The following is an 11,854-nucleotide window of genomic DNA, read 5'->3' on the forward strand; positions in this document are numbered from 1 at the left end:
TGGCGTAGTTCGGTCCCTGCTGCGGCACCAGGCTGTCGTTGATCCCGGGGTCCGCGTCCGGCGGGTAGTTGCGGTGCAGCAGCCGGCCGCCGGAGAGCACCCGCAAGGACCGGCGGGCCAGGCCCCGGGCGGCGTAGCCGCGGTCGGCGTGGGCGACGGCCTCGGCGGGGACGGCGTACACGTCGGTGGGGGTGGCCAGGAAGGCCAGGGCGACGTCGGGACGGTGCCGCTGCAGGTGGACGGTGAGCGCGTCGACCGCGGTGGCGACGCGCACATTGGTCGCGCCGTCGGCGTACACGTAGTTGCCGAGGACGAGGCGCCCGTCGAGACCGCGCAGCCAGCCGGCGACCTGGGGGAGGCGGTGCAGCAGGTCCGCGCCCGCGCCGGCGGCGAGGGCCGCGTCGTCGCCGGCGGTGCCGGGGCGCACCGGCAGGTGCAGGCGTCCGCCGTACCGGTGGGCGGTGCGCAGCACCCGCCGCCAGATGTCGGGGCGGGGCAGGTCCACGGCGACCACCTCGCCGCCCCAGCGCAGCACGGACGGCAGCGGGCCCATCTCCGCGCCGGCGCCGAGCACCACGATCCGCTGATCACGCAGGTCCAGCCAGTCCGGGTTGGCCTGCACCGCGCCGACCGCCTCGGCGCAGCTCGGTTCGATCACCCCGGCGTCGACCCAGGCGTCCAGGCGGCGGCGCAGCTCGTCACCGCGCAGCCGCTGCCCCCGGTACGGCAGCGACAGCTCCCGCTCCACCTCGCCGGCGCCGGCGACGGTGGCGGTCGCCAGCGGCTGCGGGTCTGCCAGGTCGAACACCTCGGCCAGGCCGATCTCCGCGCCGTCCTCGGGCAGGTAGCGCATCCGGGCGTGCAGGGAGGCCAGCCCGTCACGGGCGATGGTCAGTGCCGCGTCGCGGGAGAGCAGGCCGGCCTCGACCAGCCGGCGGAAGTGGCCGACATAGCCGTGCCGCCAGTTGGTCTCGTGCTCGGCGGCGCGGGCGCCCACCGGGTCGACCGTGCGTAGGGCGTCGGCCACCACGGCCCGGCCCAGCGCGGTCGTGCTGCGCGTACCGCCGGTGCACGGGAACACCACTCCGTTCGGGCCCTCCACGGTCGCCGTCCTCCCGGTCTCGTCGGCTGCGGACACCGGCCCACTCTGCCGCATCGGCGATGCGGCCGCAGCACAGGGCCGTCGGCCCCGCTGACCGGTTCAGGTCACGCTTCGTACACGGAACGGTCACGACGCTCACGCTTGGGTATCGGCTCGGCCACGGCGGGAGCCACCGCGCGGTGGGGCTGCGTCAATGACCGTGACGGATCCGGTGCGACGCAACCGGATCATCGCCCCTCAGTCCAACCGGGAGGACCCGATGGTCCACATGAGACGGTCGATGCTGCTGCCGGTGGTGCTGGCCGCCACGATGACGATCACCGCCTGCTCCTCCGGGGACGCCGGGCAGCGCAGCGAATCGGCCCACGGGCCGGCCCGCCCGTACGCCGGCACCCCAGAGTCGGGTGGGAACGAGACGCGCACGGACGAGGACGCGGCCTCCACCTTCGGGGTCGACGTCGACACCGCGTCGTACGGCTACGCCCGCCGGCTGATCCGCGACGGGCGGCTGCCGGAGCGGTCCGAGGTACGGCCGGAGGAGTTCGTGAACTCGTTCCGGCAGGACTATGCCGAGCCCGCCGGTGACGGCTTCGCGGTGCACGTCGACGGCGCCCGGCTGCCCGAGACCCACCGGGCCGAGGCGGATGAGCGGATCATGCGGGTCGGCCTGCAGACCCGCTCCGAGGACCGGGAGAGCCGCCCGGATGCCGCCCTCACCTTCGTCATCGACGTGTCCGGGTCGATGGGCGAGGCTGGCCGGCTGGACCTCGTGCAGGACGCGCTGCACACCCTGGTGGACCAGCTACGCCCCACCGACTCCATCGCCATCGTCGAGTTCAGCACCCGGGCGCGGGTGGTCCGGGAGATGACCCCGGTATCCGACGCCCGGCAGCTGCACACCGCCATCGACTCCCTGGGTCCGCAGGACAGCACCAACCTGGAGGCCGGCCTGGTGCTCGGCTACCAGGTGGCCCGCGACGGTTTCCGCACCGGCAAGACCAACCGGGTGATCGTGCTCTCCGACGGGCTCGCCAACACCGGCAACACCGAGTCGGAGCCGATCCTGCGCCGGGTACGCGCGGAGGCCGAGAAGCAGATCGCGCTGCTCGGCGTGGGTGTCGGCAGTGAGTACGGCGACCAGCTGATGGAACAGCTGGCCGACCGGGGCGACGGTTTCGCGGTGTACGTCAGCGAGCGGGACCAGGCCCGGAAGGTGTTCGTGCAGCAGTTGCCCGCGACGCTCAGCGTCCGGGCGCTCGACGCCAAGGTGCAGGTGACCTTCGAGAAGTCGACCGTGCGTTCCTACCGGCTGATCGGGTACGACAACCGGGCCATCGCCGACGAGGACTTCCGCGACGACCGGGTCGACGGCGGCGAGGTCGGTCCCGGGCACAGCGTCACCGCGCTGTACGCCGTCCGGCTCGCCGACGGGGCGTCGTCCTCCGCCCGGGTGGCGCGGGTGCAGGTGCGCTGGACCGACCCCAAGGACCGGGAGCCGGCCGAGGCGTACGAGTCGGTGACGGCCGCCGATCTGGACCGGGACTTCGCCGAGGCGTCCCCGCGGCTGCGCACCTGCTACGCGGCCGCGTACTTCGCGGTGGCGCTGCGAGGCGGCGGCGAGGCCCGCCTGGGTGACCTGGCGACGATCGCGGACCGGGCGGCCGAGGCCACCGAGGACGCCGATGTGCGCGACCTCGGCCGGGTGATTCGCGAGGCCGAACGACTCCGCTGACCCGGGCGCGCGTGCCGGCTGCCCGGCGGGCGGGCCCGGCACGCGCCGCGGTCAGCTCCGGGCGAGCTTGCGCTGGGGGGTCGGGCGGGTGCGCTCGGCGTCGATGCCGACCAGCTCACCGAAGCGCGGGTCGACGGCCAGCAGCGGGCGTGGCCCGAACAGGGCCATCGCGGTCAGCAGTTCCTCGGTGCCACGTTCGCTCCACGCCGGCCGCCGTTGCGGGTCCAGGTCGGCGTGCCGGCGGCGCAGCCGCCGCAGCAGGCGCCGCGCGGCAGCGCCGGTCTCCGGCACCTCGCACAGCCACCAGCCGCCGAGGACGGTGGCCAGGCAGCACAGCAGCAGCCCCACCACGGAGGCCGGGCCGCCGGCGTCGCGGCCCTCCACGGCGCTGTCCAGCAGCCGGGTCAGCCCGACCGCGGCGACCGCGAACAGCGGCAGGGTGCCCCACGCCACCCGCCGCCGCTGCGCCGGGCTGAGCAGCCAGCCGTCGCGGACCAGCCGGCCCACCAGCCGGCGCAGGGCCCGCCCGACGCCGGGGTCGGCGAGCACCGCCGCCCAGGTCTGCGGCCGGCGCAGCGCGGCGTGCAGGGCGCGCACCAGCGGCGCCGAGCGGGGCGGTGGCGGGCCGTCCACCGCGAGGGTGGCCAGCTCACCCCGGTGCACCACCCCGGCGCGGTGCAGCACGCCCATGCCCACCTGGCAGGCCAGCCCCGCCCGGTCGGTCAGGTACGCCAGTTCGACGGTGTCCGGCTCCGCGCCCCGGGCGCGCCGGCCGGTCAGCTCGCGGACCGCCAGGGCGACCGCGAGGGCCACGGCGACCGCGGTGACGTAGTCGAGCAGGAAGAGCGGTCCGCTGACACCCCAGAGCATGGCGCAAGTATGGCGCTTCCGCTCAGGCCGCCCGGAACCTGATCACTCCGGCACCCGTGGCCGGCGAACCCGTCCGAATATGATCAGGAGGCGTGCCGTACCTCGGTGTCCCGGATCTGGGACCACGGGCGCGGCATCCCCCGGCAGACGAAGATCGGCAGACCGTCGGAAATCCGTTTGAGCCTTCCTTCCACGTTCCCGTAGGTTGCCTGCGGCCCGTCGCAGTGAGGACAGAGGACAAAACCGCGTGACCCCGCCTGCTCTTTAGACCTGACACTTTCTTCCGCTCACCGGTAGCCGACGCTCCCGTCGGCTCTGCCGGGCTGCCCTTGTGCGCCCGGTCATACAGCGTTCGAGGTCACGCGTAATCGGCCTCGTGTCAGGTCTAGAGATCAGGTCTAGAGAGATCATGTCTTCACAACCTCATACCGTGCTGCCCTGGGTCGTTCGCCGGACCAGGCTGCCTCTGCTGTCGTTGCGGTGCGTGGACTGCCGGTCGGAGTCGGCCACCACCGGCGAGGGCAGGTTCCGCGTCAACGCCAACGGCAAGCTGCTGGACGTGTGGCTGCTGGTCCGCTGCGTATCCTGCGATCGGACGAGCAAGCTCACCGTGCACGAGCGAGCGCCGGTCAGATCCTTCGATCCGGCCAAGCTCCACGGCTACGGCGTCAACGATCCGGAACTGGTGGCGTCCAGGCTGTTGGATCCGCTGCTCGCCCGGCGCAACCGCTTCACCCTGGACTGGACGGGGGCCTGGCGGCTGGACACCCCGTCGGAATGGCTCGACGAGGCGTGGCCCGTCCAGGTGGAGGTCGTCTTCGAGGATCCAGTACCGGTGCGCCCGGAACGGCTCATCGCGCAAGGGCTCGGCCTCAGCAGGAACGAGGTACTGCGCCGGGTCAAGTGCGACCTTCCGCTGCGCCGTCCGACGAGCGCCGGATTCGCCTTTACCGTGATGGCCGGGGACTAGCGGGGATCTAGCCGGGCGGGCCACCGGGCCCGCCCGGCTCAATCCCCGAATCCGGCTCGCCAACCGCCGGCGGCGTGGCTACCGTGCCCGGGATGCGGATCCGCGAGTACACCGAGACCGACTGGGACCAGGTCCGGCCGATCCTCGCCGAGGTCGTCGGCGCGGGGGACACCTTCCCGTACGACCCGGCGTGGCCGCCGGAGGTGCTGCACGACGTGTGGGTGGAACGCCCACCCGGGCTGACGGTGGTCGCCGAGGCCGACGGGACGATCCTCGGCACCGCCAAGACCGGACCCAACAGGCCCGGCCCGGGCGCGCACGTGGCCACTGCCAGCTACATGGTGTCCGCCGCCGCCAGGGGCCGGGGCGTCGGCCGGGCGCTGGTCGAGTACACCCTGGACTGGGCCCGCCGCCAGGGCTACGCAGCGATGCAGTTCAACGCGGTGGCGGAGAGCAACATCGCGGCCGTCGAGCTGTACCGGCGGCTCGGTTTCGCGGTAATCGGCACCGTGCCCGAGGCGTTCGCGCACCCCACGCAGGGCCGGATCGGCCTGCACGTCATGCACCGGTTCCTCTGAGCGGCGCCCGGTACGCCACGATGGGGCGATGAGCACTGAGCCGATCGAGCTGGCCGCCGCCCTGGCGCGCTTCGACCAGCTGTGGAGTCCGCGGATCGTGACCACCGTCAACGACTACGACGTCCGGGTCGCCAAGGTGGCCGGGGAGCACGTCTGGCACGCCCACGACCACACCGACGAGTTCTTCCTGGTGCTCGACGGGGAACTGCGGATCGCCCTGCGCGACGGCGCGGACGGCGCCGAGCGGGAGGTGGTGCTGCCCCGGGGCGCGGTGTACGTGGTGCCGCGCGGGGTGCAGCACCGGCCGTCCGCGCCGGACGGCGCGTCGATCCTGATGTTCGAGCCGTCCGGCACGTCCAGCGTCGGTGACCGGCACGACGAGGTGCCCGGGCACGTGGACGCCACCACCGGGCATCGGCTCTGACCACGCCGGGTCAGCGCCCCGCCGGCACCTGCTCCACCGCCTCGGTCGGGGCGTTCGCCGGCCAGCCCAGTCGGCGTACCCCGGGCACGGCGGCGGTGCCGGCGCACGCGAGCAGCACCAGCACCCCGGCCACGGCGAGGGGCGCGGGCGGCCCCCAGGTGCGGGCGGCGAGCGGCGCGAGGGCGTACCCGAGCGGCATGGCGCCCAGCGACATCAGCCAGTCGTACGAGGTGACCCGGGCGAGCACCTCGGGCGGGAACTGGCCCTGCACCACGGTCTCCCAGACCGGGTTGAGGAAGCCGAGCGCGGTCAGCGCGAGGCAGTAGGCGGCCACGGTGACCGGGGCGGGCGCGGCAGCGGCGAGCAGGAGCAGCGGGGCCGCGTACGCCGCGAGGGCCAGGTTGCCCAGCAGCACCGGCCGGGCCGGGCGGACCCGGGCGGCGAGCAGCGACCCGGCCAGCAGGCCGACCGCGCCGGCCTGCTGGAGCAGCACCCACACGCCCTCCCCGCCGAGGCGGTCCACGGCGACCAGCGGGCCGACGGTGAGCAGCACCGCGGCGGCGCCGTTCCACACCCCGTGGGCCAGCAGGCTGCTCCAGTACCAGTCCCGGGAGCGGACCTCGCGCCAGCCGTGCACCAGGTCGGCGCGCAGCGACCGGTGCGGGACGGGCACGTGCCGGACCCGGATGACCGCCAGCAGCGCCGCGCTGACCGCGAACGAGGCGGCGTCCAGCACGAACGCCCAGCCGGGGCCGGCGGTCCAGACGAGCAGCCCGGCCAGGGCGGGGCCGGCCAGCCGGCTGGCGTTGGCGGTGACGCCCATCAGGGCGTTGGCCCGCTGCCGTCCGGCGGCGTCGACGGTGCCGGCGACCAGCGGGGACGCGGTGGGGATGGCGAAGCCGGAGGCCGCGCCGCCGACCGCGGACGCCACCGCCAGGTGGGCCAGGGACGGGGCGCCGCCGAGCAGTTCCACGCCGACGACCAGTTGCGCGGCACAGCGCACCAGGTCGGTGGCGAGTGCGACGCGGCGGGCGTCGAACCGGTCGGCGATCACGCCGCCGAGGGGGAGTAGCAGCAGCCGGGGCACCATCGCGCAGCCGAGCACCACGGCGAGGGCGCCCGTCGACCCGGTGGCGCGGAGCACGGCCAGCGCCAGCGCGGTGGGCACCACGGCGTCGCCGACGGCGGAGACCGTACGGCCGAGGAAGAGCAGGCGGAAGGCCCGGAGGCGGAGGGGATGCGTCACTTCCGCAGACTACTTCGACGTCGAATATTTCGACAACGAATATTTCGGCGGCGGCGTACGGTGGTCGGGTGACCGACCGTGACCACGTCGACGAGCACGTCGCGCGCTGGCTGCCCGTCCTGCCCGACCTGGACCCGGACGTCGAGGGCGCGGTGGTGCGGATGTCCCTGCTCACCCGGCACCTGCGGGAGGTGAAGGACCGGGCGCTCGCGGAGCTGGACCTGCAGGAGAAGGAGTACGGCACGCTGCACGTCCTGGCCGGCCGGGGCGGCCGGGCGGCACCGTCGGACATCGCCGCCGACCTGCGGATGGCACCCGCCTCGATCACCGCCCGGGTGGACGCGCTGGTCCGCCGGGGCTTCGTCAAGCGGATCCCGTCCACCGTCGACCGGCGGCGCATCGACGTCGAGCTGACCGACGCCGGCCGGGCCTACTGGCGGCGGGCGATCGGCGTGGTCGGCGACGAGGAGCACCGGGTGCTGGGCGCGCTGAGCCCGGACGAGCGGCGGCTGCTGGCCGACCTGCTCCGCCGGGTCACGCTCGTCGCCGAGCAGCGGCGCGACCGGACACCCCGCGATGTCGGAGGGCCGGTCTAGGTTGGCCACCGACCGGCAGACGCACCCCGAGGAGGCGCCATGACCACACTCGTCGACCGACCGCACACCGCCCTGCTCGTCATCGACGTGCAGAACGGCGTCGTGAATCACGCGTACGACCGGGACCGGGTGGTGGCCAACGTCGCCACCCTGGTCGACCGGGCCCGCGCCGCCGGGGTCGCGGTGGTCTGGGTCCAGGACCACAGCGGCGAGCTGGTCCGCGGCAGCGAGCCCTGGCAGTACGTGCCGGAGCTGGTGCGGCGCGACGACGCCTGCACGGCGCGTTCACCCGCGGCTACGACACCGCCCTGGTCGCCGACGCGCACACCACCGAGGACCTGACGGCCTACGGCGCGCCCTCGCCCGATCAGGTCATCGCCCACACCAACCTCTACTGGCGCTACCAGAGCGCTCCTGGCCGCACGGCCGGCACGCTCGCCACCAACGACGTCGACTTCACCGCCGTCCCCGCCCACGCCTGAGCCGCCGCCGAAAACGCCTGGCCGCCCGGGTGGGCGGGCTGGCAGGCTGGCGCGCATGACCGCTCAGGTTCTGGCGGGTGCCCTCGCCGACGACCGACGCCGTGCCGTGTTCGCCGCGATCGTGCTCGGCGCGCAGGACGTCCCGGCCGTCGCGGCGCGCACCGGCCTACCAGCCCGGGACGTCGTCACCGGCGTACGTCGCCTGGTGGACGCCGGGATCGTCGCCGACGACGAGGATGCCCTGCGGATCGACGGGGAACGGCTGCGGGAGCTGGCCCGCAGCACCGACCCGGCGGCCCCACCTCCGGCGGCGAACCCCCGCGAGGCGATCCTGCGCACCTTCGTCCGCGACGGCCGGCTCACCCGCCTGCCCGCCCAGCGCGGGCGGCGTCGGGTGCTGCTCGAACACATCACCGAGCGATCCTTCGAGCCGGGCGTGCGCTATCCGGAGCGGGCCGTCGACGACGCGCTGCGGGCCTGGTGCGAGGGTGGCGAGGCGGACCACGTCACGCTGCGCCGCTACCTGGTGGACGACCTGCTGCTGACCCGCGAGCACGGGATCTACTGGCGGCCCTGACCGGGAAAAGCCGTTGACCGCCGGGTGACCATCGGACGGTGACCACCTGGACGACGACCCAAGCCCTGCCCGACACCCCGGACGCGGCCGTCCTGCTGCGCGACTACCTGGCGGAGATGGTCCGCCGCTGGCACGGCCGGCCGGAACGACCCGGCGAGGTGGACGCGGCGCTCGCCGAATCGCCCAGCGACGACCTGGCGCCGCCCACCGGGCTGTTCCTGCTGGCGCGCCACGACGGGCGGCTCGCCGGTTGCGCCGGGCTGCGCTGGCGGCCCGGCTGGGCGGAACTCACCCGGGTCTACGTCCGCCCGCAGCACCGGGGCGCGGGCGGCGGCGCGGCCCTGCTCGGCGCCGTCGAGGCGTACGCCCGCGCCGCCGGGGCGGACCGGATCCGGCTGGACACCCGCAGTGACCTGGTGGAGGCCCGCGCCCTGTACGCCCGGCACGGATACGCCGAGATCCCGGCCTTCAACGACGGCCGGTACGCCCAACACTGGTTCGAGAAGCTCCTGCCGGCTCGAGTTGACGGTGCCGTCGCCGCGCGCTAGACAAGGAGTCGAGAAGTTGAGTCACCTCGACTCAACCCGACACACCTTCGGCCAGGAGAACCGAGGAGGCACCGCCATGTTGATGCGTACGGACCCGTTCCGCGAGATCGACCGGCTCGCCGAGCAGTTCTTCGGCACCACCGCCCGGCCGGCGGTCATGCACCTCGACGCCGGCCGATGGGCACCTTCACCCGGCAGCTCTTTCTCGGCGACACCCTCGACACCGACAAGCTGCAGGCCGGCTACGAGCACGGCGTGCTGACCCTGCGCATCCCGATCGCCGAGCGGGCCAAGCCACGCCGGATCAGCGTCGCCGCGACCACCGACGGCCGCCGGGAGATCAGCGCCTGACCAGGCGCCGGCAGGGGAGATCAGCGAATCACCGGGGGGCGTCCGGTTCGGGCGCCCCCGTCGCCGTGTCCGGGTACAGCCGGGCCAGGGCGTGCGCGGTGGCGGTGAGCCGGTCCCGCAGCTCGGCCGGCTCCAGCACCTCCACCTCGGCGCCGAGCTTGAGCAGCTCGGTGTGGCCGTGCTTCACCGATTCGATCGGCACGGTGGTCTCCAGCCAGCCGTGCTCGTCGGGCTCACCGGCCGCTGCCCGGGCCGCCCGGCTCATCTCGGGCGGGAAGACGTACGGCATGAACTCCAGGGCGGCCACCGTCATCCGGACCCGGGCCTGCGCCCGGTAGACGTCCCGCTCGTACCGCTGCGTCCATTCCCGCCAGTAGGCGGCCAGGTCGAAGTCGGCCGGCCGCGGGTGGCGCTCGTCGGAGAGCACGACGTCGAGGACCGCGCCGACCCGGTAGGTGCGTAGCTGTTCCCCGCAGCGGGCCACCAGGTACCAGCGGCCCGCCTTGAGCACCACCCCCAGCGGGGCCACCACCCGGGTCACCTCGCGCGGGGCCCGCCAGCGCCGGTAGCGCATCTCCACCAACCGGTCCTCCCACACCGCGCGGGCCAGGGCCGTCAGGTGGGGGGTGGGTTCGGGATGCCGGAACCAGCCGGGCGCGTCCAGGTGGAACCGCTGCCGCATCCGGCCGCCCCGGTCGGCCAGCTCGTCGGGGAGCGCGGCCAGCACCTTCAGCTCGGCCGCGGCCAGCACCGGGCCGAGCCCCAACTCGGCGGCCGGGCCGGGCATCCCGGCCAGGAACAGGGCCTCGGCTTCCGGCGCGGTCAGCCCGGTGAGCCGGGTCCGGTAGCCCTCCAGCAGGCGGTAGCCGCCGGCCGGGCCGCGGTCGGCGTACACCGGAACGCCGGCGGCACCCAGCGACTCGACGTCCCGGTAGACGGTCCGGACCGACACCTCCAGGGCGTCCGCGAGATCCTGCGCGGTCATCCGCCCCCGCGTTTGCAGGAGCAGCAGCAGGGAGACCAGGCGGCTGGCACGCACGCGGTGACGGTAACCCGGGTGGAAAACCGGTCGCGGGTGGCCCCGCCGGCATTTCCCTCGGGCGCGCCTCGTCGCGATTCCCCCCGGAGGCTGAGAGCCTTTCTCACATGTCGCGTCCCGAGGTTATGCCCCGCGCCTCGGCGCGCCCCGCCCTGCGCGGCGGGCCGACCGACTTCACCGAGGCATGGCTGCGCAACCGCCGCCTGTCGGAGCACACCCGCGACGCGTACCGGCGCGACGTCGCCGGCTGGCTGAGCTGGTGCGCGGACCGGGGCCTGGATCCGCTGCGGGTCAGCTTCCTCGACGTGAACACCTACGGCCGGGAACTGGAGTCCACGCTGGGCGCGCGCAGCGGCCGCCCGCTCACCCCGGCCACCGTCGCCCGCCGGCTGTCCGCGCTGTCCAGCTGGTACGACTTCCTGGTCAAGCTGCGCGCGGTCGAGGCCAACCCGGTCGCCGGCGCCGACCGCCCCCGGGTCGACCGGGACCACTCCGCCACCGTCGGACTCACCCCCGAAGAGGTGGACGCGCTGCTGACGGCCGCCGAGGCGGACACCGGTCCGACGGCTCTTCGCAACCGGGCCACCGTCGCCCTGCTGGCCGACCTGGGGCTGCGGGTCGGCGAGCTGATCTCGCTGGACCTGGCCGACCTGGGCGCCGAACGCGGGCACCGCAGCATCCGGTTCGTCGGCAAGGGCGGCAAGGCGCGCCGGCGGGCACTCACCCCGGGCACCGCATACGCGGTGGACGCCTACCTGTCCGCCCGGGCCGCCGCGCAGGGGGTGACCGTGCCGGAGCTGACCGGCCCGCTGCTGGTCACCGCGACCGGCGCCCGGCTGGACCGGCACTCGGTGTTCCGGCTGGTCCGCCGGCTCGCCCGGGCCGCCGGCATCCCCGCCTGGGCGAAGCTGTCCCCGCACTCGCTGCGGCACGCGTTCGCCACCACCGCCCGCGCCGAGGGGGTGCCCCTGGAGGACGTGCAGGACGCGATGGGGCACGCCGATCCGCGCACCACCCGCCGCTACGACCGGGACCGGCACAACCTCGACCGCGACCCCGCGTACGTGATCTGGGCGGCCCGGGCGCGGCGGAGAGGGTAAACCCATTGACGGAGTGAGTCCTCACTCCGCATCCTCGGTGGCATGACGACCACCGACGTACCCCGTCGACGCGCGCCCGGAATGAGCCCGGACCAGCGCCGGGCGATGATCGTACGGGCCGCGCTGCCACTGCTCGCCACGTACGGCGCCGGGCTCACCACCGCCCAGGTGGCCCGGGCCGCCGGCATCGGCGAGGCGACCGTCTTCCGCGCCTTCGCCGACAAGGACGCCCTGCTCGA

Annotated in this window: 14 protein-coding genes and 1 pseudogene; 11 read left to right on the top strand and 4 right to left on the bottom strand. The window is 74.5% G+C overall.

Going from position 1 to position 11,854, the window contains the following annotated elements; all coding sequences use genetic code 11:
• On the bottom strand, positions 1-1,138 hold a 1,138-nt coding region (locus ONA70_RS29765), incomplete at its 3' end, for a hypothetical protein (RefSeq protein ID WP_265009815.1).
• A gap of 223 nt (positions 1,139-1,361) precedes the next feature.
• Here ONA70_RS29765 and ONA70_RS29770 point away from each other — a divergent pair.
• Positions 1,362-2,834, top strand: coding sequence for a vWA domain-containing protein (locus tag ONA70_RS29770; RefSeq protein WP_265009816.1), 1,473 nt, complete (start codon positions 1,362-1,364; stop codon positions 2,832-2,834).
• 51 nt (positions 2,835-2,885) lie between these two features.
• Here ONA70_RS29770 and ONA70_RS29775 read toward each other — a convergent pair whose 3' ends face one another.
• Complete coding sequence (locus ONA70_RS29775) at positions 2,886-3,704, bottom strand: TIGR04222 domain-containing membrane protein (RefSeq protein WP_265009817.1); 819 nt, start codon at positions 3,702-3,704, stop codon at positions 2,886-2,888.
• A 484-nt stretch (positions 3,705-4,188) separates the two neighbouring features.
• Between ONA70_RS29775 and ONA70_RS29780 the strand changes: the two genes are divergently transcribed.
• From ONA70_RS29780 to ONA70_RS29790, 3 genes are all read left to right on the top strand, one after another.
• A complete protein-coding gene (locus tag ONA70_RS29780; RefSeq protein ID WP_265009818.1) occupies positions 4,189-4,674 on the top strand; it encodes a DUF1062 domain-containing protein in 486 nt (161 codons plus the stop codon).
• Positions 4,675-4,766: 92 nt separating this feature from the next.
• Positions 4,767-5,252, top strand: coding sequence for a GNAT family N-acetyltransferase (locus tag ONA70_RS29785; RefSeq protein WP_265009819.1), 486 nt, complete (start codon positions 4,767-4,769; stop codon positions 5,250-5,252).
• A gap of 28 nt (positions 5,253-5,280) precedes the next feature.
• Entirely contained in the window at positions 5,281-5,676 is a 396-nt protein-coding gene (locus ONA70_RS29790) for a cupin domain-containing protein (protein ID WP_265009820.1), read from the top strand.
• A 10-nt stretch (positions 5,677-5,686) separates the two neighbouring features.
• Here the strand turns inward: ONA70_RS29790 and ONA70_RS29795 are convergent, their stop codons facing one another.
• The gene (locus ONA70_RS29795; RefSeq protein WP_265009821.1) at positions 5,687-6,922 is read right to left on the bottom strand and encodes an MFS transporter; all 1,236 of its coding nucleotides are present in this window, start codon (positions 6,920-6,922) and stop codon (positions 5,687-5,689) included.
• A 68-nt stretch (positions 6,923-6,990) separates the two neighbouring features.
• Here ONA70_RS29795 and ONA70_RS29800 point away from each other — a divergent pair, with 68 nt between their 5' ends.
• From ONA70_RS29800 to ONA70_RS29820, 5 genes and pseudogenes are all read left to right on the top strand, one after another.
• Positions 6,991-7,518, top strand: coding sequence for a MarR family winged helix-turn-helix transcriptional regulator (locus ONA70_RS29800; RefSeq protein WP_265009822.1), 528 nt, complete (start codon positions 6,991-6,993; stop codon positions 7,516-7,518).
• A 39-nt stretch (positions 7,519-7,557) separates the two neighbouring features.
• Positions 7,558-7,860 carry an isochorismatase family protein gene (locus ONA70_RS29805; protein WP_265009823.1) on the top strand — a complete coding sequence of 101 codons (303 nt, stop codon included), beginning with the start codon at positions 7,558-7,560 and terminating at the stop codon, positions 7,858-7,860.
• Positions 7,861-8,055: 195 nt separating this feature from the next.
• Entirely contained in the window at positions 8,056-8,577 is a 522-nt protein-coding gene (locus tag ONA70_RS29810) for a DUF2087 domain-containing protein (protein WP_265009824.1), read from the top strand.
• A gap of 38 nt (positions 8,578-8,615) precedes the next feature.
• Positions 8,616-9,125, top strand: a complete 510-nt coding sequence (locus ONA70_RS29815; RefSeq protein ID WP_265009825.1) for a GNAT family N-acetyltransferase — start codon at positions 8,616-8,618, stop codon at positions 9,123-9,125.
• 76 nt (positions 9,126-9,201) lie between these two features.
• Positions 9,202-9,476 (top strand): annotated as a pseudogene (locus ONA70_RS29820) (Hsp20/alpha crystallin family protein).
• A 28-nt stretch (positions 9,477-9,504) separates the two neighbouring features.
• On the opposite strand, the gene ONA70_RS29825 reads toward ONA70_RS29820, so the two are convergent.
• Positions 9,505-10,515, bottom strand: a complete 1,011-nt coding sequence (locus tag ONA70_RS29825) for a helix-turn-helix transcriptional regulator (RefSeq protein WP_265009826.1) — start codon at positions 10,513-10,515, stop codon at positions 9,505-9,507.
• Between the two features lie 107 nt (positions 10,516-10,622).
• Here ONA70_RS29825 and ONA70_RS29830 point away from each other — a divergent pair, with 107 nt between their 5' ends.
• Together ONA70_RS29830 and ONA70_RS29835 are read left to right on the top strand one after the other, a co-directional pair.
• Positions 10,623-11,615: a tyrosine-type recombinase/integrase gene (locus tag ONA70_RS29830; RefSeq protein ID WP_265009827.1), complete on the top strand. Its 993-nt coding sequence runs from the start codon at positions 10,623-10,625 to the stop codon at positions 11,613-11,615.
• Between the two features lie 42 nt (positions 11,616-11,657).
• Positions 11,658-11,854, top strand: a 197-nt coding sequence (locus tag ONA70_RS29835; RefSeq protein ID WP_265009828.1) for a TetR/AcrR family transcriptional regulator, incomplete at its 3' end; no start/stop codon positions are given.

This window comes from Micromonospora yasonensis (assembly GCF_026013475.1).
Taxonomy (GTDB): domain Bacteria; phylum Actinomycetota; class Actinomycetes; order Mycobacteriales; family Micromonosporaceae; genus Micromonospora; species Micromonospora yasonensis.